38 protein-coding genes are annotated in these 24,938 nt (G+C 56.1%); 31 read left to right on the top strand and 7 right to left on the bottom strand.

The window, feature by feature from the left end; genetic code table 11:
• The 28 genes from rpsJ to VQ830_RS19670 form a co-directional block, all read left to right on the top strand.
• On the top strand, nucleotides 1-202 hold a 202-nt coding region (gene rpsJ, locus VQ830_RS19810; RefSeq protein ID WP_337269858.1), incomplete at its 5' end, for a 30S ribosomal protein S10.
• A 34-nt stretch (nucleotides 203-236) separates the two neighbouring features.
• Nucleotides 237-878, top strand: coding sequence for a 50S ribosomal protein L3 (gene rplC / locus VQ830_RS19805; RefSeq protein WP_337269857.1), 642 nt, complete (start codon nucleotides 237-239; stop codon nucleotides 876-878).
• 13 nt (nucleotides 879-891) lie between these two features.
• Nucleotides 892-1,512: a 50S ribosomal protein L4 gene (gene rplD / locus VQ830_RS19800; protein WP_337269856.1), complete on the top strand. Its 621-nt coding sequence runs from the start codon at nucleotides 892-894 to the stop codon at nucleotides 1,510-1,512.
• The gene (locus VQ830_RS19795) at nucleotides 1,509-1,802 is read left to right on the top strand and encodes a 50S ribosomal protein L23 (protein ID WP_097593483.1); all 294 of its coding nucleotides are present in this window, start codon (nucleotides 1,509-1,511) and stop codon (nucleotides 1,800-1,802) included. The genes rplD and VQ830_RS19795 overlap by 4 nt, the downstream gene beginning before the upstream one ends.
• 11 nt (nucleotides 1,803-1,813) lie before the next feature.
• Complete coding sequence (gene rplB, locus VQ830_RS19790) at nucleotides 1,814-2,650, top strand: 50S ribosomal protein L2 (RefSeq protein WP_337269855.1); 837 nt, start codon at nucleotides 1,814-1,816, stop codon at nucleotides 2,648-2,650.
• A 15-nt stretch (nucleotides 2,651-2,665) separates the two neighbouring features.
• Nucleotides 2,666-2,944 (top strand): 30S ribosomal protein S19, encoded by a 279-nt coding sequence (gene rpsS, locus VQ830_RS19785; RefSeq protein ID WP_337269854.1) that lies wholly within the window; start codon nucleotides 2,666-2,668, stop codon nucleotides 2,942-2,944.
• 1 nt (nucleotide 2,945) lies between these two features.
• On the top strand, nucleotides 2,946-3,335 hold the full coding sequence (rplV, locus tag VQ830_RS19780) for a 50S ribosomal protein L22 (protein WP_337269853.1): 390 nt from the start codon (nucleotides 2,946-2,948) through the stop codon (nucleotides 3,333-3,335).
• Nucleotides 3,335-4,189 carry a 30S ribosomal protein S3 gene (rpsC, locus tag VQ830_RS28830; RefSeq protein WP_438618292.1) on the top strand — a complete coding sequence of 285 codons (855 nt, stop codon included), beginning with the start codon at nucleotides 3,335-3,337 and terminating at the stop codon, nucleotides 4,187-4,189. The genes rplV and rpsC overlap by 1 nt, the downstream gene beginning before the upstream one ends.
• 35 nt (nucleotides 4,190-4,224) lie before the next feature.
• Complete coding sequence (gene rplP / locus VQ830_RS19765) at nucleotides 4,225-4,638, top strand: 50S ribosomal protein L16 (protein ID WP_004118395.1); 414 nt, start codon at nucleotides 4,225-4,227, stop codon at nucleotides 4,636-4,638.
• 11 nt (nucleotides 4,639-4,649) lie between these two features.
• A complete protein-coding gene (gene rpmC / locus VQ830_RS19760; protein WP_337269852.1) occupies nucleotides 4,650-4,850 on the top strand; it encodes a 50S ribosomal protein L29 in 201 nt (66 codons plus the stop codon).
• Nucleotides 4,851-4,862: 12 nt separating this feature from the next.
• Nucleotides 4,863-5,102, top strand: a complete 240-nt coding sequence (gene rpsQ / locus VQ830_RS19755) for a 30S ribosomal protein S17 (RefSeq protein ID WP_337269851.1) — start codon at nucleotides 4,863-4,865, stop codon at nucleotides 5,100-5,102.
• Nucleotides 5,103-5,370: 268 nt separating this feature from the next.
• Nucleotides 5,371-5,739: a 50S ribosomal protein L14 gene (gene rplN / locus VQ830_RS19750; RefSeq protein ID WP_003573790.1), complete on the top strand. Its 369-nt coding sequence runs from the start codon at nucleotides 5,371-5,373 to the stop codon at nucleotides 5,737-5,739.
• Nucleotides 5,740-5,751: 12 nt separating this feature from the next.
• Nucleotides 5,752-6,060 (top strand): 50S ribosomal protein L24, encoded by a 309-nt coding sequence (gene rplX, locus VQ830_RS19745; protein WP_337269850.1) that lies wholly within the window; start codon nucleotides 5,752-5,754, stop codon nucleotides 6,058-6,060.
• Complete coding sequence (gene rplE, locus VQ830_RS19740) at nucleotides 6,053-6,610, top strand: 50S ribosomal protein L5 (RefSeq protein ID WP_337269849.1); 558 nt, start codon at nucleotides 6,053-6,055, stop codon at nucleotides 6,608-6,610. The genes rplX and rplE overlap by 8 nt, the downstream gene beginning before the upstream one ends.
• 32 nt (nucleotides 6,611-6,642) lie before the next feature.
• A complete protein-coding gene (rpsN, locus tag VQ830_RS19735) occupies nucleotides 6,643-6,948 on the top strand; it encodes a 30S ribosomal protein S14 (RefSeq protein ID WP_337269848.1) in 306 nt (101 codons plus the stop codon).
• A 12-nt stretch (nucleotides 6,949-6,960) separates the two neighbouring features.
• Nucleotides 6,961-7,359, top strand: a complete 399-nt coding sequence (gene rpsH, locus VQ830_RS19730) for a 30S ribosomal protein S8 (RefSeq protein WP_337269847.1) — start codon at nucleotides 6,961-6,963, stop codon at nucleotides 7,357-7,359.
• A 40-nt stretch (nucleotides 7,360-7,399) separates the two neighbouring features.
• On the top strand, nucleotides 7,400-7,933 hold the full coding sequence (gene rplF / locus VQ830_RS19725; protein ID WP_337269846.1) for a 50S ribosomal protein L6: 534 nt from the start codon (nucleotides 7,400-7,402) through the stop codon (nucleotides 7,931-7,933).
• 12 nt (nucleotides 7,934-7,945) lie between these two features.
• Nucleotides 7,946-8,308: a 50S ribosomal protein L18 gene (gene rplR / locus VQ830_RS19720; RefSeq protein WP_337269845.1), complete on the top strand. Its 363-nt coding sequence runs from the start codon at nucleotides 7,946-7,948 to the stop codon at nucleotides 8,306-8,308.
• Between the two features lie 132 nt (nucleotides 8,309-8,440).
• Nucleotides 8,441-9,010, top strand: a complete 570-nt coding sequence (rpsE, locus tag VQ830_RS19715; protein WP_337269844.1) for a 30S ribosomal protein S5 — start codon at nucleotides 8,441-8,443, stop codon at nucleotides 9,008-9,010.
• Nucleotides 9,011-9,025: 15 nt separating this feature from the next.
• Nucleotides 9,026-9,235 carry a 50S ribosomal protein L30 gene (rpmD, locus tag VQ830_RS19710; protein WP_337269843.1) on the top strand — a complete coding sequence of 70 codons (210 nt, stop codon included), beginning with the start codon at nucleotides 9,026-9,028 and terminating at the stop codon, nucleotides 9,233-9,235.
• A 16-nt stretch (nucleotides 9,236-9,251) separates the two neighbouring features.
• Entirely contained in the window at nucleotides 9,252-9,725 is a 474-nt protein-coding gene (gene rplO / locus VQ830_RS19705; RefSeq protein WP_337269842.1) for a 50S ribosomal protein L15, read from the top strand.
• A 223-nt stretch (nucleotides 9,726-9,948) separates the two neighbouring features.
• On the top strand, nucleotides 9,949-11,289 hold the full coding sequence (gene secY / locus VQ830_RS19700; RefSeq protein WP_337269841.1) for a preprotein translocase subunit SecY: 1,341 nt from the start codon (nucleotides 9,949-9,951) through the stop codon (nucleotides 11,287-11,289).
• Entirely contained in the window at nucleotides 11,286-11,936 is a 651-nt protein-coding gene (locus tag VQ830_RS19695; protein WP_337269840.1) for an adenylate kinase, read from the top strand. The genes secY and VQ830_RS19695 overlap by 4 nt, the downstream gene beginning before the upstream one ends.
• A gap of 258 nt (nucleotides 11,937-12,194) precedes the next feature.
• Nucleotides 12,195-12,563, top strand: a complete 369-nt coding sequence (rpsM, locus tag VQ830_RS19690) for a 30S ribosomal protein S13 (protein ID WP_029620145.1) — start codon at nucleotides 12,195-12,197, stop codon at nucleotides 12,561-12,563.
• A 128-nt stretch (nucleotides 12,564-12,691) separates the two neighbouring features.
• Nucleotides 12,692-13,081 carry a 30S ribosomal protein S11 gene (gene rpsK, locus VQ830_RS19685; RefSeq protein ID WP_003547577.1) on the top strand — a complete coding sequence of 130 codons (390 nt, stop codon included), beginning with the start codon at nucleotides 12,692-12,694 and terminating at the stop codon, nucleotides 13,079-13,081.
• Nucleotides 13,082-13,178: 97 nt separating this feature from the next.
• Nucleotides 13,179-14,189 carry a DNA-directed RNA polymerase subunit alpha gene (locus VQ830_RS19680; RefSeq protein WP_337269839.1) on the top strand — a complete coding sequence of 337 codons (1,011 nt, stop codon included), beginning with the start codon at nucleotides 13,179-13,181 and terminating at the stop codon, nucleotides 14,187-14,189.
• Between the two features lie 127 nt (nucleotides 14,190-14,316).
• Nucleotides 14,317-14,739, top strand: a complete 423-nt coding sequence (gene rplQ, locus VQ830_RS19675) for a 50S ribosomal protein L17 (RefSeq protein ID WP_337269838.1) — start codon at nucleotides 14,317-14,319, stop codon at nucleotides 14,737-14,739.
• A gap of 437 nt (nucleotides 14,740-15,176) precedes the next feature.
• The gene (locus VQ830_RS19670) at nucleotides 15,177-15,620 is read left to right on the top strand and encodes a ribosomal maturation YjgA family protein (RefSeq protein WP_337269837.1); all 444 of its coding nucleotides are present in this window, start codon (nucleotides 15,177-15,179) and stop codon (nucleotides 15,618-15,620) included.
• A gap of 73 nt (nucleotides 15,621-15,693) precedes the next feature.
• On the opposite strand, the gene msrQ is transcribed toward VQ830_RS19670, so the two are convergent.
• Together msrQ and msrP are read right to left on the bottom strand one after the other, a co-directional pair.
• A complete protein-coding gene (gene msrQ, locus VQ830_RS19665) occupies nucleotides 15,694-16,332 on the bottom strand; it encodes a protein-methionine-sulfoxide reductase heme-binding subunit MsrQ (protein ID WP_337269836.1) in 639 nt (212 codons plus the stop codon).
• Nucleotides 16,332-17,279: a protein-methionine-sulfoxide reductase catalytic subunit MsrP gene (gene msrP, locus VQ830_RS19660; RefSeq protein WP_337269835.1), complete on the bottom strand. Its 948-nt coding sequence runs from the start codon at nucleotides 17,277-17,279 to the stop codon at nucleotides 16,332-16,334. Before msrP ends, msrQ begins: the two co-directional genes overlap by 1 nt.
• Before the next feature lie 288 nt (nucleotides 17,280-17,567).
• On the opposite strand from msrP, the gene ilvD reads away from it, so the two are divergent.
• The gene (gene ilvD / locus VQ830_RS19655) at nucleotides 17,568-19,403 is read left to right on the top strand and encodes a dihydroxy-acid dehydratase (RefSeq protein ID WP_337269834.1); all 1,836 of its coding nucleotides are present in this window, start codon (nucleotides 17,568-17,570) and stop codon (nucleotides 19,401-19,403) included.
• Between the two features lie 61 nt (nucleotides 19,404-19,464).
• On the opposite strand, the gene VQ830_RS19650 is transcribed toward ilvD, so the two are convergent.
• From VQ830_RS19650 to VQ830_RS19635, 4 genes are all read right to left on the bottom strand, one after another.
• Nucleotides 19,465-19,785: a lysozyme inhibitor LprI family protein gene (locus VQ830_RS19650; protein ID WP_337269876.1), complete on the bottom strand. Its 321-nt coding sequence runs from the start codon at nucleotides 19,783-19,785 to the stop codon at nucleotides 19,465-19,467.
• Between the two features lie 243 nt (nucleotides 19,786-20,028).
• Nucleotides 20,029-20,730, bottom strand: a complete 702-nt coding sequence (locus VQ830_RS19645; RefSeq protein ID WP_337269833.1) for a TIGR02281 family clan AA aspartic protease — start codon at nucleotides 20,728-20,730, stop codon at nucleotides 20,029-20,031.
• Nucleotides 20,727-20,930, bottom strand: coding sequence for a DUF1289 domain-containing protein (locus VQ830_RS19640; RefSeq protein WP_337269832.1), 204 nt, complete (start codon nucleotides 20,928-20,930; stop codon nucleotides 20,727-20,729). Before VQ830_RS19640 ends, VQ830_RS19645 begins: the two co-directional genes overlap by 4 nt.
• An 18-nt stretch (nucleotides 20,931-20,948) precedes the next feature.
• A complete protein-coding gene (locus VQ830_RS19635; protein WP_337269831.1) occupies nucleotides 20,949-21,734 on the bottom strand; it encodes an adenosylcobinamide-GDP ribazoletransferase in 786 nt (261 codons plus the stop codon).
• Nucleotides 21,735-21,851: 117 nt separating this feature from the next.
• Between VQ830_RS19635 and cobT the strand changes: the two genes are divergently transcribed.
• The gene (gene cobT / locus VQ830_RS19630; protein WP_337269830.1) at nucleotides 21,852-22,868 is read left to right on the top strand and encodes a nicotinate-nucleotide--dimethylbenzimidazole phosphoribosyltransferase; all 1,017 of its coding nucleotides are present in this window, start codon (nucleotides 21,852-21,854) and stop codon (nucleotides 22,866-22,868) included.
• 97 nt (nucleotides 22,869-22,965) lie between these two features.
• Entirely contained in the window at nucleotides 22,966-23,403 is a 438-nt protein-coding gene (locus tag VQ830_RS19625) for a diacylglycerol kinase (RefSeq protein WP_337269875.1), read from the top strand.
• Here the strand turns inward: VQ830_RS19625 and VQ830_RS19620 are convergent.
• On the bottom strand, nucleotides 23,400-24,935 hold the full coding sequence (locus VQ830_RS19620; protein ID WP_337269874.1) for a sensor histidine kinase: 1,536 nt from the start codon (nucleotides 24,933-24,935) through the stop codon (nucleotides 23,400-23,402). The two genes, VQ830_RS19625 and VQ830_RS19620, sit on opposite strands and share 4 nt — an antisense overlap.
• Nucleotides 24,936-24,938: the final 3 nt, after the last annotated feature.

Genomic DNA, 24,938 nt, shown 5'->3' with positions numbered 1-24,938 from the left:
CCGGGGCCCCGTTCCGCTTCCGACCCGCATCGAGAAGTTTACGGTCAACCGGTCCCCCCACATCGACAAGAAAAGCCGCGAGCAGTTCGAGATGCGCACGCATAAGCGCCTTCTCGACATCGTAGACCCGACACCTCAGACGGTAGACGCGCTGATGAAGCTCGATCTTGCCGCCGGTGTCGACGTTGAGATCAAGCTCTGAGCCTTGCTCGAGCGGATTTGGAAGGATTGAACCGATGCGTTCAGGTGTAATTGCACAAAAGGTGGGTATGACCCGCGTCTATAACGACGCCGGCGAACATGTCCCAGTTACAGTATTGCGTATGGAAAGCTGCCAGGTTGTTGCGCAGCGGACCGTCGAGAAGAATGGCTACACGGCTCTCCAGCTGGGTGCTGGCGCTGCTAAGGTGAAGAACACCTCCAAGGCGATGCGTCAGAACTTTGCGATCGCTAACGTAGAGCCGAAGGCAAAGCTCGCGGAATTCCGCGTGTCTGAGGATAACCTCCTTGATGTTGGCACTGAGCTGAAGGCTGGCCACTTTGAAGCCGGTCAGCTTGTCGACGTTACCGGTACGTCCATCGGTAAGGGTTTTGCTGGTGCTATGAAGCGCCACGGTTTCGGCGGTCTGCGTGCGACACACGGTGTTTCCGTGTCGCATCGTTCGCATGGTTCGACCGGTTCGCGTCAGGACCCGGGCAAGGTTTTCAAGAATAAGAAGATGGCTGGTCATATGGGCCAGGTTCGTGTCACGACGCAGAACCTCGAGGTGGTTTCCACCGATGAAGATCGCGGTCTGATCCTGGTCAAGGGCGCCGTACCCGGCTCCAAGGGCTCTTGGATCATCGTGCGCGACGCCGTCAAGTCGGCAGCGAAGTAAGGGAGCCGGATCAATGGAATTGAACGTCAAGACCCTCGAGGGAAAGGACGCCGGGAAGGTTTCTCTTTCTGACGCTATTTTCGGTCTCGAGCCGCGCGAAGATATTCTCGCTCGCGTTATTCGTTGGCAGCTTGCCAAGAAGCAGCAGGGTACTCACCAGGCAAAGGGCCGTGCCGACGTCGCACGCACCGGCGCTAAGATGTACAAGCAGAAGGGCACGGGCCGCGCTCGTCACCATTCCGCACGTGCACCGCAGTTTCGCGGCGGTGGTAAGGCTCACGGCCCGGTTAGCCGTAGCCACGAGCATGACCTTCCGAAGAAGGTTCGTGCGCTTGGCCTGCGTCACGCCCTGTCTGCAAAGTTCAAGGCTGAAGACGTGATCATCATCGACGATCTCGTTGCAACCGAAGCAAAGACCAAGGCTCTCGCGTCCACTTTCGCGACGCTCGGCCTGACAAACGCTCTCTTCATCGGCGGTGCCGAGCTTGATGGCAACTTCAAGCTTGCTGCTCAGAACATCCCAAATATTGATGTTCTGCCGATCCAGGGCATCAACGTTTACGACATCGTACGCCGCGGCAAGCTTGTCTTGTCGAAGGCAGCTGTCGAAGCTCTAGAGGAGCGTTTCAAGTGACCGATCTTCGCCATTATGATGTGATCGTTTCGCCAGCGATCACGGAAAAGTCGACTCTGGTATCGGAGAACAACCAAGTTGTTTTCAATGTCGCCAAGCAGGCGACGAAGCCGGAAATCAAGGCTGCAGTCGAAGCGCTGTTCGGCGTTAAGGTTACAGCTGTCAACACCCTGCTGCGCAAGGGCAAGACCAAGCGGTTCCGCGGTTTTGCCGGCAAGCAGAAGGACGTGAAGAAGGCTGTCGTGACGTTGGCTGAAGGCCAGACGATCGACGTCTCCACCGGTCTCTGAGGAATAAAAACATGGCATTGAAAACATTCAATCCGACGACCCCGAGCCAGCGTCAGCTGGTTATCGTCGACCGTTCGGGCCTGTGGAAGGGCAAGCCGGTCAAGACGCTGACGGAAGGCCTGACCTCCAAGGGTGGCCGTAACAACCTCGGCCGTATCACGGTCCGTTTCCAGGGCGGCGGTCACAAGCGCAGCTATCGTCTCGTGGACTTCAAGCGTCGCAAGTTCGACGTCGAAGGCACTGTAGAACGACTTGAATACGACCCAAACCGTACGGCGTTTATCGCTCTCGTAACGTATACGGATGGTGAGCAGGCCTACATCATCGCTCCGCAGCGCCTTGCTGCTGGCGATAAGGTCATCGCTTCCGAGAAAGCTGTCGACGTAAAGCCCGGCAACACGATGCCGCTGCAGTACATCCCAGTCGGCTCCATCATTCACAACGTTGAAATGAAGCCAGGCAAGGGTGGGCAGATCGCTCGCTCCGCTGGTTCCTATGCACAGCTCGTCGGCCGCGACCAGGGCATGGCAATCCTTCGTCTGAACTCAGGTGAACAGCGCCTGGTTCAGGGAACCTGCCTTGCAAGCATCGGCGCTGTGTCAAACCCGGACCACGCCAACATCAATGATGGTAAGGCTGGCCGTTCGCGGTGGCGCGGCAAGAAGCCGCACAATCGCGGTGTCGTGATGAACCCCGTCGACCACCCACACGGTGGTGGCGAAGGCCGCACCTCTGGTGGTCGCCATCCGGTGACTCCGTGGGGCAAGCCCACGAAGGGCAAGCGGACTCGCTCCAACAAGGCGACCGACAAGTTCATCATGCGCTCGCGCCACGATCGCAAGAAGTAAGAGAGGAAGTCGATAATGGCTCGTTCAGTTTGGAAAGGCCCGTTCGTTGACGGCTATCTTCTCAAGAAGGCTGAGAAGGTACGCGAGAGCGGTCGCAATGAAGTAATCAAGATCTGGAGCCGTCGCTCCACGATCTTGCCGCAGTTCGTCGGATTGACCTTCGGCGTCTACAACGGCAGCAAGCATATTCCGGTCAGCGTCAACGAAGACATGGTCGGCCACAAGTTCGGTGAATTCTCTCCGACCCGTACCTACTATGGTCACGGTGCGGACAAGAAGGCAAAGAGGAAGTAAAATGGGTAAGGCAAAAGCCGAACGCCGGCTGAAGGATAACGAGGCGCAAGCAGTTGCGCGTACGCTCCGCGTCAGCCCACAGAAGCTCAACCTCGTTGCTGCGCTGATCCGTGGCAAGAAGGTCGATCGGGCACTCGCAGAACTTGAGTTCTCGCGCAAGCGGATTGCCGGCGCTGTTAAGAAGACGCTTGAATCTGCAATTGCCAACGCCGAGAACAACCATGATCTCGATGTTGACTCGCTCGTCGTTGCTGAAGCCTTCGTGGGCAAGTCGATTGTCATGAAGCGCTTCCATGCCCGCGGTCGCGGTCGTGCATCGCGTGTTGAAAAGCCATTCGCTCACCTGACAATCGTCGTGCGCGAAGTGCAGGCTCAAGAGGAGGCCGCGTAATGGGTCAGAAAATTAATCCAATCGGTTTCCGTCTTGGTATCAACCGCACTTGGGACAGCCGTTGGTTTGCAGACAATGCTGAATACGGCAAGCTGCTCCACGAAGATCTGAAGATGCGTAAGTTCGTCATGGGCGAACTGAAGCAGGCAGGTATTTCGAAGGTCGTGATCGAGCGCCCACACAAGAAGTGCCGTGTGACTATTCACTCGGCTCGTCCGGGTCTGATCATCGGCAAGAAGGGCGCTGACATCGACAAGCTTCGCAAGAAGCTGTCTGATATGACCAACTCCGAAACGCACCTCAACATTGTTGAAGTGCGTAAGCCAGAAGTCGACGCAACGCTGGTTGCTCAGTCGATCGCACAGCAGCTCGAGCGTCGTGTGGCTTTCCGCCGCGCAATGAAGCGCGCTGTTCAGTCGGCTATGCGTCTTGGTGCCGAAGGCATCAAGATCACCTGCGCCGGCCGTCTTGGCGGTGCTGAAATTGCTCGTACCGAATGGTATCGTGAAGGACGCGTTCCGCTTCATACGCTGCGCGCCGACNAGTCGGCTATGCGTCTTGGTGCCGAAGGCATCAAGATCACCTGCGCCGGCCGTCTTGGCGGTGCTGAAATTGCTCGTACCGAATGGTATCGTGAAGGACGCGTTCCGCTTCATACGCTGCGCGCCGACATCGATTACGGTACGGCTGAAGCCGAAACCGCTTTCGGCATCTGCGGCATCAAGGTCTGGATCTTCAAGGGCGAAATCCTTGAGCACGATCCGATGGCCTCCGAGCGCCGCGCACTCGAGGGTGACGCCCAGGGTCCGGCTAGCCGTGACCGCGATCGGGACCGTCGCCGCGACAACGCTTAATTGCGTTGGTGGCACAGAAGTTCGGAGAATAGAAAATGTTGCAGCCAAAGCGTACTAAGTACCGCAAGCAATTTAAGGGACGCATTAAGGGCGTTGCCAAGGGCGGTTCAGACCTTGCCTTCGGCGAATTCGGCCTGAAGTCCCAAGAGCCCAATCGCGTGAATGCGCGTGAAATCGAAGCGGCTCGCCGCGCGATCACACGTTACATGAAGCGTGCAGGCCGCGTGTGGATCCGCGTGTTCCCGGACGTTCCGGTAACCGCAAAGCCGACCGAAGTTCGTATGGGTAAGGGTAAGGGCTCAGTCGAATACTGGGCTTGCAAGGTAAAGCCCGGCCGTATGATGTTCGAGATCGACGGTGTTTCTGAGGAAATTGCTCGTGAAGCGCTTCGTCTCGGTGCAGCCAAGCTCTCGGTCAAGACGCGCTTCGTTCAGCGTATCGCAGAGTAAGGAGAGGCAAGATGAAAGCCGATGATGTACGCGGCCTGACGGCCGATCAGCTCAAGGACAAGCTGGCAGACCTCAAGAAGGAGCAGTTCAACCTGCGCTTTCAGAAGGCCACCGGTCAGCTCGAGAAGTCTTCGCGCATCAACGAAGTCCGTAAGGATATCGCTCGCGTGAAAACCATTGCCCGCCAGAAGGCGGCAGAAGCAAAGGCGTAAAGGAAGAATAACATGCCGAAGCGCATTCTGCAGGGCGTCGTGGTTTCCGATAAGAACGAAAAGACTGTTGTAGTTCGCGTTGAGCGTCGTTTCGCTCATCCGCTTCTCCAGAAGACAGTCCGTCGTTCCAAGAAATACAAGGCCCACGACGAAAACAATCAATACAAGGTCGGCGATGTCGTCTCCATCGAGGAGTGCGCGCCGATTTCCAAGGACAAGCGTTGGACGGTTGTCGCCGCCCAGGGTAACTAAGAGATTTTTCTGCGGGGTCTTGCGTCCCGCGGAGAATCCTGTATTTAGCAGCGTCGGAACGCTCGCCAGTTCGAGCGTTCTTTTTGCTTTGAGCGCATGGAAGGTCCCGTTTGGGAAACCACCCTGGCACGATCGATCCCGCGCTATTCAAGCTATTGCCGCTCTCGCGTCCGTTTATGATGGGCGGGCAGGGCGGCTGACATTTTCATAGGCCGGGATAGGGGGCGTCAGCCCAACCATCTCGGTTATAACAAGAAGGCGACCTGATATGATTCAGATGCAAACAAACCTCGACGTGGCGGACAATTCCGGCGCACGTCGTGTCATGTGCATCAAGGTTCTGGGCGGCTCGAAGCGCAAATATGCATCCATCGGCGACGTTATCGTTGTTTCGATCAAGGAAGCTATCCCGCGCGGCCGCGTCAAGAAGGGCGACGTGATGAAGGCGGTTGTTGTTCGCACCGCCAAGGATATTCGCCGTCCGGATGGCTCTGTCATCCGCTTCGACACCAATGCAGCAGTTCTTATCGACAACAAGAAAGAGCCGATCGGCACCCGTATCTTCGGACCGGTTCCGCGCGAACTTCGCGCCAAGAACCACATGAAGATCATCTCGCTGGCTCCGGAAGTGCTGTAAGGAGCGGGAAAGATGCAAAAGATTCGTAAGGGCGACAAGGTCGTCATGCTTGCAGGCAAGGACAAGGGCCGTACCGGCGAAGTCCTCCAGGTCCTGCCAAAGGAAGATCGCGCCGTCATCCGCGGCGTCAATGTTGTAAAGCGCCACCAGCGCCAGACGCAGAGCCAGGAAGCCGGCATCATTAGCAAGGAAGCTCCTGTTCATCTGTCTAACGTTGCGATTGTCGACAAAGATGGCAAGCCGACACGTGTTGGTTTTAAGGTCGTTGACGGCAAGAAGGTCCGCGTGGCCAAGCGTTCGGGGGATGTGATCGATGGCTGAGGCAAAGTACGAACCGCGGCTTAAGAAGGAATATGTCTCTCGCATTCGCCAGGCGATGCAGGAGAAGTTTTCTTACGCCAACGAAATGCAGATCCCGAAGCTCGACAAGATCGTGATCAATATGGGCGTAGGCGAAGCAACGGCTGACTCGAAGAAGCCGACTGTTGCTGCTGCCGACCTTGCTGCGATTGCTGGCCAGAAGCCGGTTATCACGCGCGCTCGTAATTCGATCGCTGGCTTCAAGGTCCGCGAAAACATGCCGATCGGCGCAAAGGTTACTCTTCGCGGCGCGCGCATGTACGAGTTCTTGGACCGTTTGGTCAACATCGCGCTTCCGCGCGTTCGCGACTTCCGTGGTCTGAACCCGAAGAGCTTTGACGGCCGTGGCAATTTCGCCATGGGCATCAAGGAGCACATTGTGTTCCCTGAGGTCAACTACGATAAGGTTGATCAGATGTGGGGCATGGACATCATCGTTTGCACGACGGCTAAGACCGACGACGAAGCTCGAGCTCTCTTGAAAGAGTTCAACTTCCCGTTCCGTCAGTAACCGTAACGACGAGCGTAGAAAAGGAACCTGACATGGCGAAGACAAGCGCAGTTGAAAAGAACAAGCGCCGCCGTAAAACGGTCGCCACCCATGCAGCCAAGCGCGCTGCATTGAAGGCGATCATTATGAACCAGGAGCTTCCGATCGAAGAGCGGTTCAAGGCCACAATTAAGCTGGCTTCTATGTCCCGTGATGGATCGAAGACGCGCATCCGCAACCGTTGCGAAGTCACCGGTCGTCCGCGCGCCTATTACCGTAAACTGCGTATGTCGCGTATCGCGCTTCGCGAACTGGGCAACCTCGGCAAAGTGCCGGGCGTCGTCAAGTCCAGCTGGTAAGGGAGCGTTCTGATGGCAATGAGTGATCCATTGGGTGATATGCTCACCCGCATCCGCAACGGTGTTTCGCGTCGTAAGTCGTCGGTTTCGACGCCGGCTTCGAAGCTTCGTGAGCGCGTTCTCGATGTTCTGCAGTCTGAGGGCTACATTCGCGGCTACTCCGTAGTCGATTTTGGCAATGGCAAGTCCGAGATCAACATCGAGCTGAAGTATTACGAAGGCGCGCCTGTGATCCGTGAGATCGGACGCGTTTCCAAGCCGGGCCGCCGAGTTTATGTCTCGGTTAAGTCCATCCCGCAGGTCGCGAACGGCCTCGGCATCACGATCCTTTCGACACCGAAGGGCGTAATGGCCGATCACCAAGCTCGCGAACAGAATGTTGGTGGTGAGGTTCTCTGCTCGGTCTTCTAAGGCCGACAGAGATCTCCATAGCGAACAGACAGGTAAAACAATGTCTCGTATCGGTAAGAAGCCCATTCAGGTGCCTGCTGGAGTGACCGCATCGGTCGAAGGCCAGAAGGTTGCCGTGAAGGGTCCTAAGGGTGAGCTGTTTTTCGTTGCTAACGACGAAATCAGCGTGAAGTTCGAAGATAATGCTGTGCACGTTGAGCCTCGCGCACAGACGAAGGATGCTCGTTCGAAGTGGGGCATGTCCCGCACGATGATCGAAAACATCCTGAAAGGCGTCAAGGACGGCTACGAGCGTAAGCTCGAGATCAACGGCGTTGGTTACCGCGCTGCCATGCAGGGCAAAAACCTGCAGCTTGCTCTCGGCTTTTCGCATGACGTGGTTTACGAGCCGCCTCAGGGCATCACGATCGCTGTTCCGAAGCCGACGGAAATCGTCATCTCGGGTATCAATAAGCAGCAGGTCGGGCAGGTAGCTGCAGAAATCCGCGAATATCGCGGTCCTGAGCCTTACAAGGGCAAGGGCGTTAAGTATGCCGAAGAGCGGATCGTCCGCAAAGAAGGCAAGAAGAAGTAAGGATCACGCGAAATGGCTAGCAGGAAAGAAGCACTTGCGCGTCGCGCCAACCGCGTGCGTCGCCAGATCAAGTCGGTGGCCAACGGTCGTCCGCGCCTGTCGGTTCATCGCTCTTCGAAGAACATCTATGCTCAGGTTATCGATGATGTGGGGGGCAAGACTTTGGCTGCTGCTTCCACGCTCGAGAAGGACCTGCGCGGTTCGCTGAAGACCGGTGCCGATACCGCCGCGGCCGCTGCCGTAGGCAAGCTCGTAGCAGAGCGTGCGGCTAAGGCCGGCGTCAAGGAAGTGGTGTTCGATCGTGGCGCCTTCATCTATCACGGTCGTGTAAAGGCTCTTGCCGATGCCGCCCGCGAAGGTGGTCTGAACTTCTAAGAAGATTTCCGGCTGGAGTTGGAGACTTCTCCAGCCGGAATTTCACTGGGCCGCAGGTTTTGCTGACGCAATGCCTTTGCGGTCCTCGTTTTGTTTGCCGATTGCACCCGGAAAAGAAAAAGGAAGAGGACAATGGCACAGGAAAGAAGAGGCCAGCGCGAAGAGCGTCAGAGCCGTGAAGAGCGTGATAGCGAATTCGTCGACAAGCTGGTCGCGATCAACCGCGTCGCGAAAGTTGTGAAGGGTGGCCGTCGCTTCGGCTTCGCTGCTCTCGTTGTTGTAGGCGACCAGAAGGGCCGCGTTGGCTTTGGTCATGGCAAGGCGCGTGAAGTGCCGGAAGCCATCCGTAAGGCAACGGAAGCTGCCAAGCGCGACCTGATTTTCGTTCCCTTGCGTGACGGACGTACGCTGCACCATGACGTTCATGGCCGCCACGGCGCCGGCAAGGTTCTTCTGCGCTCTGCAAAGGTCGGTACCGGTATCATCGCCGGCGGCCCGATGCGCGCTGTTTTCGAAACGCTCGGCGTTCACGACGTCGTCGCAAAGTCGACCGGTTCCTCGAACCCATACAACATGGTTCGCGCCACGTTCGACGCCCTGAAGCACCAGGTTCACCCGAAGGACATCGCATCTCAGCGCGGCATTAAGTACGCAACGCTGCAGGCGCGCCGTGCCGCTTCTGGTAACGCCTCGGAAGAATAAGAGGAGTCTGACTAGATGGCAAAGGCTACTAAGAAGGCTGAAGCAAAGACGGTTACCGTCGAGCAGATCGGCAGCCCCATCCGCCGCCCTGGCGTTCAGCGCAGCACGCTGATCGGCTTGGGTCTCAACAAGATGCACAAGCGCCGCACGCTGGAAGATACTCCGGCTGTTCGTGGCATGATCCGCGCTGTGCAACATCTCGTTCGCGTCGTCGACGAGAAGTAAGCCGGAGGACAGGTTCATGAAACTCAACGAAATTAAAGACAATGAAGGCGCAACGCATTCGCGCAAGCGCCTTGGCCGCGGTATCGGCTCCGGCTCGGGCAAGACCGGCGGTCGCGGTGTGAAGGGGCAGAAGTCCCGTTCGGGCGTTGCGATCAACGGTTTTGAAGGCGGTCAGATGCCCATCTACCGTCGTCTTCCTAAGCGTGGCTTCAACAACATCTTCGCGTCGGATTTCGTAACGGTATCGCTCGGACGCATCCAGACCGCCATCGACGCTGGAAAGCTCGATGCCGGTGCGACGGTCGATGCATCCGCTCTGAAGGCTGCTGGCGTTATCCGCCGTATCAAGGATGGCGTTCGTATCCTTTCCGACGGTGAGCTGAAGGCAAAGGTCAAGCTTGATGTTGCCGGGGCTTCCAAGGCAGCCATCGAGAAGATCGAAAAGGCTGGCGGTTCCATCACGGTACCAGCGGCTCCTTCCGCAGAATAACTGATAATAAATCGCCCGGGGTGCTTCACACCGGGCGATTTTGCTCGCATATGTGGGCCTCACGAAAAGCTGCCTAGACGCGCACAGCGGGTTGGCGGTAAAGGGAAACAGGGTGAGGCATGAGTTGCATCCGCAATCGTTCCAAAGCCCCGTTTAATGAATATCAAAATACCGCATTCGGCCGGCTCTTCCCGAGCGAGGCGAATCGGTAGCGGAGTTAAGAATGGCTTCTGCTGCGGAACAGTTGGCGTCCAACCTGAATTTTTCCACCTTTGCGAAAGCCGAGGATCTTAAGAAGCGCTTGTGGTTTACACTGGCTGCTCTCCTTGTTTATCGCCTTGGAACCCATATTCCTCTTCCGGGTCTTAATCCCGAAGCTTATGCGCAAGCGTTTCGCGGGCAAGCAGGCGGTATTCTCGGTCTGTTTAACATGTTCTCAGGCGGCGCCGTTCAGCGAATGGCGATCTTTGCTCTGGGAATCATGCCCTATATCTCCGCGTCGATTATCGTTCAGTTGATGACGTCAGTCGTTCCCTCTCTTGAAAATCTCAAGAAGGAAGGTGAGCAGGGGCGCAAGATCATCAACCAATATACGCGCTACGGAACAGTGATTCTTGGTCTGCTTCAGGCTTATGGAATCTCGGTTGGCCTCGAAAGCGGCAACGGGCTTGTCGTCGATCAAGGTTGGTTCTTCCGGATTTCGACGGTTGTCACGCTGCTCGGCGGCACGATGTTCCTGATGTGGCTTGGTGAGCAGATCACGTCGCGCGGCATCGGTAACGGAATCTCCCTGATTATCTTCTCCGGGATCGCTGCGGGTCTTCCCTCTGCCGTCGGCAACACGCTGGAGCTGGGTCGGACAGGCGACTTATCCACAGCATTGATCCTGACTGTTATTGTTGTCGCGATCGGCGTCATCGCACTCATCGTGTTCGTTGAGCGCGCGCAGCGTCGTCTTCTGATCCAGTATCCTAAGCGCCAGGTCGGCAACCGGATGTTCCAGGGCGACACATCTCACTTGCCGTTGAAACTCAATACATCGGGCGTTATCCCGGCCATCTTTGCATCGTCTCTGCTGCTCTTGCCAGCGACCCTTGCGGGATTTGCCAATAATCAGTCGATGCCTGCCTGGGCTACATCTATCGTGGCAGCGCTCGGTCATGGCCAGCCGCTCTACATGGTTCTGTACGCCTTGCTTATCGCGTTCTTTGCCTTCTTCTACACCGCGATCGTTTTCAATCCGAAGGACACGGCCGACAATCTGAAGAAGCATGGCGGGTTTATTCCTGGTATTCGCCCGGGCGAGCGGACGGCGGAATATATAGACTTCGTGTTGACGCGCATCACCGTCATTGGCGCGATTTACTTGGTGTTTGTCTGTATCCTTCCTGAAATTCTGGTCTCCGAAACAGGTATCCCATTATCCCTTGGTGGTACTTCGCTTTTGATCGTGGTTAGCGTAACGCTAGACACGGTCGCTCAGATCCAGGGCCATCTCATTGCTCAGCAATATGAGGGTCTGATCAAGAAATCGAAGTTGCGCGGAGGAAAGAGGGGGAGATGAGACTCATACTGTTGGGGCCGCCAGGAGCGGGTAAGGGGACCCAGGCCCAGAGGATTGTGGAGAAGTACGGAATTCCACAATTGTCTACCGGCGATATGTTGAGGGCGGCAGTTGCTGCGAAGACGGAAGTTGGCCTAAAGGCGGAAGCTTTGATGCGGGACGGAAAGCTTGTCCCTGATTCGGTTGTGAACGCCATTATCTCGGAGCGTCTCGACGCCGATGATTGCAAAGGCGGCTTTATCCTCGACGGCTTTCCAAGGACGCTGATCCAGGCGGATGCGACCGAAGCTATGATGAAAGAAAAGGGAATCGACCTTTCGGCCGTCATATCGATCGAAGTCGATGACAAGATTCTCGCCGATCGCGTGTCCGGTCGTTATACATGTGCCAATTGTGGCGCGGGCTATCATGACGTGAACCTGAAGCCGAAGGTGGAAGGCGTTTGCGATCGCTGCGGTTCGACCCATTTCAAGCGGCGTCCTGACGATACGCGTGAGACCGTGGTGACGAGATTGTCTGCTTATTACCGTGAGACATCACCTTTGATTGGCTACTATTACGCCAAGGGAAAGCTGAAGACGGTCGATGGCATGGCCGACATTGATAAGGTTTCGGCTGAGGTCGATAGGATCCTTGCCGGCCTTTGAAATAGGCAGCTTCGCTGTCTGGTTTCCTGCCGTCTGGTGGGAAAGAAAAACGTGGCTGAACGGTTGCATTTCACCCGTGATTCCGCTAAAGACCGCGCCAACTCGCGACATTTAAGCGATCGGCGCGGACTTCCTGAACGGAGTTCCGTGTTCGATCGTTTTGACATGTTGTGAACGGGAACTTGAACGAGTGGCCGATTTGGCCGCATAACGAAAAGCCTCTTGCCGGACGGCAACAGGAACGCAAGGAGAATAGGCGTGGCACGTATTGCTGGCGTCAACATCCCGACGGCAAAGCGCGTTGTTATTGCGCTGACCTACATCCACGGGATCGGACCAAAGTTTGCACAGGAAATCGTTGAGAAGGTTGGTATTCCGGCTGAGCGCCGCGTTCACCAGCTGACGGATGCCGAGGTTCTGCAGATCCGCGAAACGATCGACCGCGATTATCAGGTTGAGGGTGATCTTCGCCGCGAGACCTCAATGAACATCAAGCGTTTGATGGACCTTGGCTGCTATCGTGGCCTTCGTCATCGCCGCGGTCTGCCGGTTCGCGGTCAGCGCACGCACACTAATGCTCGTACCCGTAAGGGTCCTGCAAAGGCGATCGCAGGTAAGAAGAAGTAATTTTTGAGACTGTAAGTCTATGGGCAGTAGGCGCTAGGGTCCTCCTATTGCCTACTGCCTAAGTCTTATTGGCTCGAAGGTGTAGCCGCTGGTGTTACGGCGGTGCAGAGATCAATGAAAGGGATACCATGGCTAAGGAAGCCGTACGCGTTCGTCGTCGCGAGCGTAAGAATATTTCGTCGGGTGTTGCTCACGTAAACTCGACCTTCAATAATACGATGATCACCATCACGGACGCGCAGGGCAATGCAATTGCTTGGTCCTCCGCCGGTGCTAAGGGCTTCAAGGGTTCGCGCAAGTCTACGCCTTTCGCAGCGCAGATTGCCGCTGAAGATTGCGCGAAGAAGGCGCAAGAACATGGCATGAAGTCGCTCGAAGTAGAAGTCTGCGGTCCGGGCTCCGGCCGTGAATCGGCTCTGCGCGCGCTTCAGGCTGCTGGCTTCATGATTACGTCGATCCGTGACGTTACGCCGATCCCGCACAATGGTTGCCGTCCGCGCAAGAAGCGCCGCGTCTGATCATCGCCACGAAACGGACGTCGGCGCTTCGTTGCACCGGCGTTTTTCAGGCTCGGTTGCCACGATTGGATAGTGGTAACGAACGGAAGGCAAAGAAATGATTCAGAAGAACTGGCAGGAACTGATCAAGCCAAACAAGGTCGAGTTTTCTTCGAGCTCCCGTACAAAGGCGACGCTCGTTGCAGAACCCTTGGAGCGCGGCTTCGGCCTGACGCTCGGCAATGCGCTGCGGCGCGTATTGTTGTCCTCGCTGCGCGGTGCTGCTGTCACCGCCGTGCAGATTGACGGCGTGTTGCATGAGTTTTCCTCTATCCCTGGCGTTCGCGAAGACGTCACCGATATTGTGCTCAATATCAAGGAAATCGCCATCAAGATGGATGGTGATGATGCCAAGCGTATGGTCGTGCGCAAGCAGGGCCCTGGCGTTGTAACGGCAGGCGACATTCAGACGGTCGGCGACATCGAAATCCTCAACCCCGAGCATGTCATCTGCACGCTCGACGAGGGTGCCGAGATCCGCATGGAGTTCACTGTGAACAACGGCAAGGGCTATGTCCCGGCCGAGCGTAACCGTGCGGAAGATGCGCCGATCGGTCTTATACCGGTCGATAGCCTCTATTCGCCGGTTAAGAAGGTGTCCTACAAGGTTGAAAATACCCGCGAAGGTCAGGTTCTCGACTACGATAAGCTGTCGATGACCATTGAAACGGACGGCTCGATTTCTGGTGAAGATGCGGTAGCGTTCGCTGCGCGTATCCTTCAGGATCAGCTCGGCGTTTTTGTGAACTTCGAGGAGCCCCAGAAGGAAGCCGAGGAAGAGGCCGTTACGGAACTCGCCTTCAACCCGGCACTTCTCAAGAAGGTGGACGAACTCGAACTGTCTGTTCGCTCGGCAAACTGCCTGAAGAACGACAATATCGTCTACATTGGCGACCTGATCCAGAAGACCGAAGCAGAAATGCTTCGTACGCCGAATTTCGGTCGCAAGTCGCTTAACGAGATCAAGGAAGTTCTCGCTTCCATGGGGCTCCATCTGGGGATGGAAGTGCCTGCATGGCCGCCTGAAAACATCGAAGATCTCGCAAAGCGTTACGAAGACCAGTATTGAGGCTGATAGAGGGTTCCAAAGGAGCCGCCAGCCTCATACCTTTAACTGCGTATGTCCTTCCCATCCTGCGAGGACATGCGCTCCAGTCAAACTGTGGGCGAATGCCTGCAAGTGAAGGAGAGTAGCAATGCGCCACGGAAAGTCCGGCCGCAAGCTGAATAGAACTGCAAGCCACCGCAAGGCAATGTTTGCGAACATGGCTGCATCCCTGATCACCCACGAGCAGATCGTTACGACTCTGCCGAAGGCGAAGGACCTGCGTCCGATCGTCGAGAAGCTTGTAACGCTTGGCAAGCGCGGCGATCTGCATGCGCGTCGTCAGGCAATTGCACAGGTTCGTGACGCGTCTGTTGTGTCCAAGCTGTTCGATACGATCGCATCGCGTTACGCAACGCGCAACGGCGGCTATCTGCGTATCATGAAGGCTGGTTTCCGCCAGGGCGACAATGCAGCGCTTGCCGTTATCGAGTTCGTTGATCGCGACGTTCATGCAAAGGGCGCAGGCGACAAGGCTCGCGTTGAAGCTGAGGCGACTGCTGAAGCCGCTTAAGTCGACTTTGGGAGTATCGACAAAAGCCGGGCATCATGTGCTCGGCTTTTTTCGTTTGTTGCATTTAAGGCCGCGGCTTTATCTGTGTCTTGATAGTTCGAAGATCAGGCTGGGCGGAAACAACAAGAAAGCGCTCCATCTGCCGAAGCTGGCGTGCCTATAGCCATAATTGGTTTGGCTCGGGGCGAGACGCAAAGTAGAGTGATCCGTCTGCGATTGTGATGAGAAGAGCAATCAGGGTAACGATACGCAGCGTCGGCGCACTGTGATGAAGGCACCGAGTGCGCAGGAGATCGTCGTCCTGTCATGACAGCCGGAGGACATGTCTTCATCCTTAAGCCATGGTCACCATTGGATAGGCTATATTTATGGTAGATCAAGGACGTTCAACGCGAAGCTATAAAGCTTCTCATACAAAAGCTCATGCCAGACCACGCGTGGCTCTGGTCATTATAGCGATTACCGTCATCTTTTTGGGCCTTGGCTTGCGCGCGGTTGGTTATCGACTGGGTCTGACGTTTCCCGTCGTTAAATATGGCGGCTCTGTTCTATGGGGCTCGATGGTTTACTTTCTGCTCGCCAGCATCGTGTTGGGGTGGAGGAGATCGCATGTCGTGCTCATGGCAATAGCGCTTGCCTGCCTTGTAGAGTTCAGCAGGCTATATCACACGCCGGGATTGGACAGTTTTAGACTGACGACCACAGGGGCGCTTTTGCTCGGACGCGTGTTCTCGCCGTGGAATCTGCTCGCCTATACGGCTGGCATCGTCGTGGCAGCCGGTTTTGACCGGCTGGTGTTTCCGTCTTCGTCAAGCACAGGGTACAATTCAAATCAATCCAGCGCCGAGGTGGAAGTCCGCGCAAGCAACACCCCGCAATAGGACCCTCTAAGCGGTCGCTATCCGTCTTGAAAATGCAGATCTTGTCAACGCGGATCCGCGCTGCGCTCCGTTTCTAAGCCGTTCTTGCCTGTAAACGGCCTCGTGACCTCTTTCGACTTTTCGCGATTGGGCGATAGGACCGGTAGAGGATCAAGGCAATCAGCATGAGGATGTAGATCGACTGCTCGAGGCCAAAGACTTTTGTCGAGAGGGCGTAATGAACAACTCCGAGAGCCGCCACGAGATAAGTCAGTCGATGGAGCTGGTTCCATTTGCCGCCCAAACGCCGGATCGCAAAGCTGTTAGACGTCACAGCGAGGGGTATCAGGAGAACCAACCCTGCCATACCAAACATGATGAACGGCCGCTTTAAAACGTCCTCTATGACGGCATTAATATCCATGGCTTGATCAAGCACTAGGTAGACCGTGAAGTGCATGACGGCGTAATAGAATGTCAGCAAGCCAAGGGCACGGCGGTAGCGAATAAGGTTGACCCCGAGAAGTTCGCGCAAAGGGCTGATCATCAATGTTATGATGAGAAACCGGATCGTCCAGGTTCCCAAGAAGAGCTCGAAGGTCTTGACGGGGTCAGCACCAAGCTGGTCCGACACGCCGAGATAGAATGTCCACGCCGCAGGAACGAGACCCACGGCGTAAAGAAGCCAAACGGATGAGGATTGCCAGCGTTTGGCCAAACCGGTCGTCGCCATCAGAAATTCTTCCTGAGATCCATTCCGGAGTAGAGGCTGGCCACTTCATCGGCGTAGCCATTGAACATCAATGTCTTATGACGGCTTCCCCCGAAGAAACCGCCTTCGCCAATTCTCCGTTCTGTAGCCTGGCTCCAGCGAGGGTGGTCGACCTCTGGATTCACATTGGCGTAGAAGCCATACTCCTGTGGATTTGTGGCTTGCCAAGTGTTCACTGGTTGCTTGTCCGTCAGCGTAATCTTGACGATGGACTTGATTCCCTTGAACCCGTATTTCCAAGGCACAACCAGACGAACCGGTGCCCCATTCTGGTTGGGAAGCGTTTCTCCATAAAGGCCAACTGCCAGGAGCGTGAGAGGATGACGAGCCTCATCCAGTCGCAGACCTTCGACATAGGGCCAGTTAAGCGACTGAAACGTGCCGGATTGTCCAGGCATCTCGGAAGGGCGAACCACCGTTTCGAATGCGACGTACTTGGCACTCCCGAGCGGTTCGACCTTGTCCAAAAGCGAGGCAAGCGGAAAGCCGTCCCAAGGGATGACCATGGACCAGGCCTCGACGCAGCGCATGCGATAGACTCGGTTCTCGATCGGGAAGCCCTTCATCAGTGCTTCGATGTCAAACGTACCGGGCTTGTTGACCATCCCATCGACCTGGATTGTCCAGGGCAAGGGCTTGAACTTGTCTGACAAGGCTGCGGGGTCTGACTTGTCCAGGCCGAACTCATAGAAGTTGTTGTAAGATGTAACGTCCTTCAAAGCGGTAGGCTTATCGTCGACCTTATACTTTGAATCCACTGTTGATAGCGTGGCTGCCTGCGCCTGACCGAAAGAGAGTGCGGCAAGACCCGCTCCCGCCGCGCCCGCAAGGAATTGCCGTCTGCTTTGATAGGCCGACAGCGGCGTAATTTCGGAAGATGCGATCTTTGGAGGACGATAGGCCGGCATGGCAAACCTTCTGTCAGTAAATTTCAGTGATGACGTCTACGTAGGGTAGCTTGGTATGGATTAAAACTATGCCTTATTGAGTAAATCCGAAAAGGCAACTTTTTGTGTTCTGCTTTCGTCCTTACCAAAGCCTCATTGGCGGCTGAACGCAGGCGTACCACTTTGCTATGCTATGGTAGTGACAGCATCAGACGATTGATTTAGGACAATTGGAAACAAAGCGAGCCGTGGCACCGAGATTGCTGCCACCTCCACTTTGTTATTCCCATTCTACCGAGGAAGAACACGATGCCCGCATATCGTTCCAGAACTACCACTCATGGCCGCAACATGGCCGGCGCCCGCGGGCTTTGGCGCGCCACCGGCATGAAAGACGGCGATTTCGGTAAACCCATCATTGCGGTGGTGAACTCGTTCACGCAATTCGTGCCTGGCCATGTGCATCTCAAGGACCTTGGTCAACTCGTCGCGCGCGAGATCGAAGCCGCCGGTGGTGTTGCCAAGGAGTTCAACACGATCGCTGTCGACGATGGTATTGCCATGGGCCACGACGGGATGCTCTATTCGCTGCCATCGCGCGAGATCATCGCCGACTCCGTCGAATACATGGTCAACGCTCATTGTGCGGACGCAATGGTCTGCATTTCGAACTGCGACAAGATCACGCCCGGCATGTTGATGGCTGCTTTGCGCCTCAATATCCCGGCCGTCTTCGTGTCCGGCGGACCGATGGAGGCCGGCAAGGTCGTTCTCAATGGCAAGAAGCATGCGCTGGACCTTGTCGATGCAATGGTTGCCGCTGCCGATGACAAGGTTTCCGACGAGGAAGTCCAGGTTATCGAGCGGTCTGCTTGCCCGACCTGCGGGTCCTGTTCGGGTATGTTCACGGCCAATTCCATGAACTGTCTGACCGAAGCGCTTGGACTTTCACTTCCAGGCAACGGTTCCACGCTGGCAACCCATGCAGACCGCAAGCGGTTGTTTGTCGAGGCTGGTCATCTGATCGTCGATCTTGCGCGCCGCTATTATGAGCAGGAGGATGCTTCTGTCCTTCCACGATCGATCGCTGCGAAGCCCGCCTTTGAAAATGCCATGGCACTAGATATCGCGATGGGTGGCTCCACCAATACCGTGCTTCATATCCTTGCTGCTGCCTATGAGGGCGGCATCGATTTTACGATGGATGATATCGATTGCCTGTCTCGAAAGGTGCCGTGCCTGTCGAAAGTGGCTCCTGCAAAGAGCGACGTTCACATGGAAGACGTTCACCGGGCAGGCGGCATCATGCGCATTCTGGGCGAGCTGGAGCGTGGAGGCCTTATCAATCGCGATTGCCCCACTGTTCACGCCGCCACGATTGGAGAGGCTATCGACCGCTGGGACATCACCCGGACCAACTCCGAAACAGTTCGGACGTTTTTCCGCGCGGCCCCCGGCGGCGTGCCCACTCAGGTTGCCTTCAGCCAGGAAGCCAGGTGGGATGACTTGGACACCGACCGGGAAAACGGCGTGATCCGGTCGGTCAAAAATCCGTTTTCCAAGGATGGCGGATTGGCTGTTCTGACCGGCAATATCGCCGTTGACGGTTGTATCGTCAAAACGGCTGGCGTCGATGAGTCCATCTTGAAGTTCACGGGGCCGGCCCGCGTTTTCGAGAGCCAGGACGCGGCGGTCAAGGCAATCCTAGGCAATGAGGTGAAGGCGGGCGATGTTGTCGTGATCCGCTACGAAGGGCCGAAAGGCGGGCCCGGAATGCAGGAAATGCTTTATCCCACGAGCTATCTTAAGTCGAAAGGACTTGGAAAGGCTTGCGCTTTGATTACCGACGGGCGTTTCTCCGGCGGCACATCGGGCTTGTCTATCGGCCACGTTTCGCCGGAGGCGGCCAATGGAGGAACGATTGGCTTGGTGAAGGAGGGCGATACGATTGAGATCGACATCCCGAACAGGACGATCACGCTTGCCGTTTCAGACGAGGAGCTTGCAACACGTCGCGCCGAGCAGGATGTCGCAGGCTGGAAGCCTGCGCAGCCGCGGAAGCGAAATGTGACGACCGCCTTAAAGGCCTACGCGGCCTTTGCAACATCAGCTGACAAGGGCGCGGTGCGCATTCTCCCGGAATAGCAGCGTGATGCGTGTCACTCTGCGCGGCACTTGTGGCCGCGCAGACAAAAACGAATAGCGTCTAAAGCGGCCGGTTGATGTTTTTGTAACTCTCGGCCAATTGCGCGAGACGCTCTTCATACGCCGCCTTCAGGCAAGCGACGTCACCATTGCAGCTTTGCCTTTTCTTCAACCACGCAGCTTGCGCCTCCTGAAGATCGCCTCGGGCGCCCATCGCCATCAATCCACTCAACAGGTCGAAGGTGGTCACCATCTTCACATCGGCATCGTTCAAGGCTCTGTTGTCACAAATTGCCTTTTCGTCCGGCTTCAGCTCTTTTGCATCGCAATCGAAACTGGCTGCATGCGCCTTTAGCGTCGTTAGCGGCAGCAGCCCGACCATAGTTAGGCAAACGGCGATCAAGCAAGATGTTCTTCTCATGCAAAGTCCTCGTGAAAGCGAAGCGATTGTCGAACCTATAACTGATACAGCGCTCGCTCTTTCCAAGATGTCGACCGCACAATGCGGCGCCTAGGCGTTGATCCTGAAGCCGCGAGCGACAGAGGAGAGACTGAACCGATAGTCGTGAGTTTAAGGCAGGCCGGATAACGTCGAGCACATGTGAGCGACAAAAGCGTCGCCTCGTCAATTCCGGAGCCTGAGCTCGTCTGTTTGCATCTGCAATGATCCAAGCGTGCCAAGGTAGCTCATCCCAAGCAAGCTACCGTCAAGAGAATCGTCCATGGCCACAGAGCCCTGGACATCCTTGCGTATGATCGGCCCAACGGAGACTTCCGCCAACCGGACCGGCGCAACCATAGTTCGGCCGTTCGCTGTTAGCACGGACATCGTATACTGCAGATTATCGAGATCGATACCGATCGTTCTCGCGTCTTCTCTTGATAGAGCGATCAAGCTTGCGCCAGTATCGACCATCATCGGGATCGGAACGCCATTGACGTTCACGGTCGCCTGGAAATGGCCGCCTCGCGCTTTTTGCAGGATAACCTCTTGCTGGCCGTCACTGGCGGTTGTCACCACTGCGTGACCAGGAACAAGGCCGGCAAAGACGCGGTTTCCGACCGATGCGAAGTCATTGCGATAAATGTAGGCCGAAGCCAATCCCAGGATAATGATCGTCCAAGTCAGAAGATAACGGATGGACTGACTCACTCGATGGCGGCTTCGCCATATGCCCGCCGATAGCAGGAGTGCGATCGGAACCAGATAAACCAAATCTGCGAAATCGTCCTTGGGCATGCCAAGGATATGCTGATTCTCACCTGTTGAAAGCAAAACGGCAAGGCCGATTGCGAGTATCAGCAGACAGATAAGGCCACGGCTCATAGGGCCAATTCCATCGACGAGGCCTCATTTACTGCGGTCTCTTCCGGCCTGGCGCGCAGTTCCAGAAGATCCATGATATGCTGACGCTCGAGATCACTATAGCTGCTCCAGGCCGCGATTTCTGAAAGGCTTCTTTTGCATCCGATGCAAAGACCCGTCTCGGGTTGGATGGAGCAGATTTGAATGCAAGGTGTGAGCATGCTGCTTATATCGATGCTTCACACAGACATGGCAAGAGCGCAAAGGCAGGCCGTTTCGCAAATCTGTTGACATGCACCAAGCGTATCGCCGGTGTGACCGGAAAGTCGCGCGCGGATGTAGCGTGTGAACACGATCGCGACGATTCCCACGGTAATGACACTCGAAACCAGAGCCTGGAGGCCAAGGCTGGGCCATAGGAGAAACGCTGCGAGAAGGCAGGCGGACAAAAGACCGGCATGCAAGGATTTTTCGTCAGGTTGACCGACCGAAGCAGCAACGCCTTCAGGCTTGGCGGCCGGCAGCCTTTGCCAATGCCAGACGAGCGCCGCGCGGCTAAGGCATGCTGCGGCAGGAAAAGCTGCTGCGGCGAGAAAGGGAAATGTTTCGCGCGCGATAGCAGCCAAGGCTGCAGCGCGTAGGGCAAGGGAAAGGATCAGCGCGAGCGCGCCATAGGTTCCGATCCGACTGTCTTTCATGATGGCGAGGCGCTTCTCGCGTGAGCTTCCGCCGCCAATTCCGTCCGCAACATCGGCAAGGCCATCTTCGTGAAGTGCCCCCGTCTGTAGCGTGAGGACGAGCAGGGCGATGAGGGCTGCCATCAGCGCATCAGTATGCAAGGCGAGCAGGATGGAGAAAACTAGTGCGGGGGCCAGACCAAGGAGAAGGCCTGCTATAGGAAAGTAGTGCGCCAGCTTTGATACTTTGCCGTCGTCGTTCTTAAATGCCGCTGCCGGCATTGGAATTCGGCTCAGGAACCCCATCGTCCGCGCCAGATGGGTCAAAATCTCGACAGGCGTTCCCACTTCCGCTGCTCTCCCGTCTTATAAGGCTCTTTTGGCGTTGTTCCTCTTATCCTCTGCGATTAAGAGAATGTCGCCAAGACAAAGCGATTTGCACAGAAAAGACAAGGAAGCCGCTTCATGAGCGTTTCAGGAATGCCGTTCGACGATTTTCGCACCCTCCTTCGCGATTTGCCGGGACCAGATAGCAGCGCGCTGGCAGCAGCGCGAGAGCGGGATGCACAATTGACGAAGCCTCCTGGTTCTCTGGGACGACTAGAAGAGATTGCTTTTTGGCTGGCCGCCTGGACGGGACGTGTTCCTGCTGTCAATCGGCCGCTGGTTGCGATCTTCGCAGGCAATCACGGCGTTGCGCGTCAAGGCATTACGCCGTTTCCACCGAGCGTGACGCAGCAGATGGTCGAAAATTTCGCGGCCGGCGGAGCGGCCATCAATCAGATCTGCGTGGCTTATGATCTTGGCTTGAAGGTCTTCGACCTGGCTCTGGATTTCCCCACCGCCGATATAACTGAAGAGCCGGCGCTCTCTGAGCGCGACTGCGCGGCAACCATGGCTTTCGGCATGGAAGCGATTGCAGGAGGTACAGATCTCCTCGCCATTGGCGAAATGGGCATCGGAAACACGACCATTGCCGCTGCCATCAATCTTGCCCTTTACGGCGGCGATGCAAGTGATTGGGTAGGGCCGGGAACAGGATCGGCCGGCGATATGCTGGAAAGAAAGATTGCTGTCGTGCAGAAGGCAGTGGAACTCCATGCCGCACATCTGTCAGATCCACTTGAAATCATGCGTCGCCTTGGTGGCCGCGAGATCGCTGCTATGGCAGGTGCAATTTTGGCGGCGAGAGTGGAGCGTATTCCGGTTCTTATCGATGGTTACGTTACGACGGCAGCTGCGGCGATCCTCAAAGCAGCGAACCCATCGGCTTTGGATCATTGCCTGATCGGGCATGTTTCCGCCGAGCCCGCGCATCTAAAGGCGATCGAGAAACTTGGAAAGATGCCGCTTCTTGCCCTTGGGATGCGGCTTGGCGAAGGCACGGGTGCAGCGCTCGCGGCCGGCATCGTCAAAGCAGCCGCTGCTTGCCATTCAGGCATGGCGACTTTTGAACAGGCCGGCGTTTCGAAGGGAAACTAGTCCCGTAAGGGACGTCATTTTGCTGAGCCGACTTGTTGTGCATCTGCCAAGGCGCTAATGCATGTCGGCTAGTTGGATCCGTTTGGGCAAGACACGTATGAAGCACACCAAGGGCCCCGTAGGCGCCGAAACGCGATCCAGAGGAAGCCAGACGAAACCTGTCGTCACGAAACACACGGGACTGCGCCATTTGTTCGCAGCAACGAGTTATTCGTGGGCGGGTTTTCGGCGCCTCCTGCAAGAGGCAGCCTTTCGTCACGAATTGCTGATGTGCGGCGCTGCCGCTGGTTTGTTTGCCGTGTTGGGAGCGAGCATCGATGAATTCATCACGGGGGGCATTCTGTTCCTGGCGCTCTTTGCGATCGAAGCATTGAATACTGCCGTCGAAGAGGTCATCGACCGCATTTCGCCTGAAATATCATCGGTTGGGAAACACGCAAAAGATCTCGGGTCGTTTGCCGTCTTTTGCATGTTGTGTGCTTGTGGTCTTTACATGCTCGTGGTGGCGATCCGTCACGCACCCTTGCTCGTTTAAGCAAAGCTTCGGCGTTTTCTTGGAGAAGCGTCGGACGGTTTGACCGGGGTTACTGGTTCCAAAACGCGCGTCGCAGGGAGGATGGCAATGACCTCGGTGCCTTCACGCAACTGCGACCTCAAGACGAATTGACCGTCGTGCTGAGACAGCAAGGCCTGCACGATCGGCAGGCCAAGACCGGTCCCCTGTTCGGCGCTCTTTATTGCCACCGACCCTTGGCCGAAGGCTGAAAGAACGATTGGTATTTCTTCTTGCGGTATGCCAGGTCCGTTGTCTTTTATGGACACATACTGGCCGCCACCTGCTGTCCAGCCAACCTTGATCATGACATCCCCATTCTGAGGCGTGAATTTCACGGCGTTGGAGAGAAGGTTCAAAATGACCTGTCGAATAGCCTTTTCATCGACCCAGACAGCCGGAAGCTTCTGTTCGACTTGCGAGGCGATGCTGATATTCTTCGAACGTGCCCGCAACTGCACCATGCCAATGCAATCTTCAACGACATCTGGCAGTGAAACAGCCTCTTCGTGAAGATCGTATTTCCCGGCTTCGATGCGGGAAAGGTCGAGGATCTCATTGATCAGATTAAGAAGATGTTGGCCTGAGCGGTGAATATCGCCGACATATTCCTTGTAGGCCGGATTATTGAGAGGCCCCATCACCTCCGATGCCATCACTTCCGAAAACCCGAGGATAGCATTCAAGGGCGTCCTCAGTTCATGCGACATGGAAGCGAGAAAACGTGACTTCGCCAAGTTCGCTTCTTCGGCGCGTCGCCGGGCTTCGTCCGACATCGACTTCGCAACTTCCAGCTCCGCAATCAGATCATCCTTCTCCGATTGGTAGGAAAAGATGGTTAGGTTCGAACGAAGAAGACGGTCGCTGATGTAATGGAAGAAGATCAGGGTTGACGTAAAGACCCCCATCAGCCCGATATCGAGAACGTTATGCGACAAGGAGGCGTTCAGGGCGAGGGCCATCGTCACTGGGCCGAAGGTTACCAGAACCGATCGCGCCAGCATGAAGCCGGACATTGCCGTAACCGACAAGGCAACTAGCAGCACTGCGCCCTTATAGAAGACAAAGATCGAGGGTGCGCAGGCGACACAGCCTTGCATGGCGAACATTGCCCAGATGCAGCCGATCACCACCTGGATACACAAAAAGATGCGTCTCCACTTGCGCACGCTTTCCGCGTTCAACTGGTCCTTGGGGGCATGGCGTGCAACGCCTATATTGATGGCGTGCGCAAGAAGCATCAACGGTGCCCAAAGGATGAGCCAGGTCTCGGCAGTGAAATAAACGCCAATGACCGTAACAGCGATGATGAAGATAGGAGCGATCGAAGCGCCGTGGATGACAGCGTCTATATAGGAGCGCAAGCCATCTCTGTCGAAGATAAGGTTCGACGCATGTCCGTTTTGCAAGCGGTCGCGGGTCTGCCGAACGGCCTTCGAAACGGGTCGGTTACGATGGCTGCGAGACTTATCAACGATATTTTTGTCGGTCGAGTTGCTGGCGACGCTCTTCATTTT

Origin of the sequence: Oryzifoliimicrobium ureilyticum, assembly GCF_037199735.1 — a bacterium.
Lineage (GTDB): Bacteria > Pseudomonadota > Alphaproteobacteria > Rhizobiales > Rhizobiaceae > Rhizobium > Rhizobium ureilyticus.
Note: the sequence above shows the minus strand (reverse complement) of the source record. Positions and strands in the feature narration are given on the sequence as shown.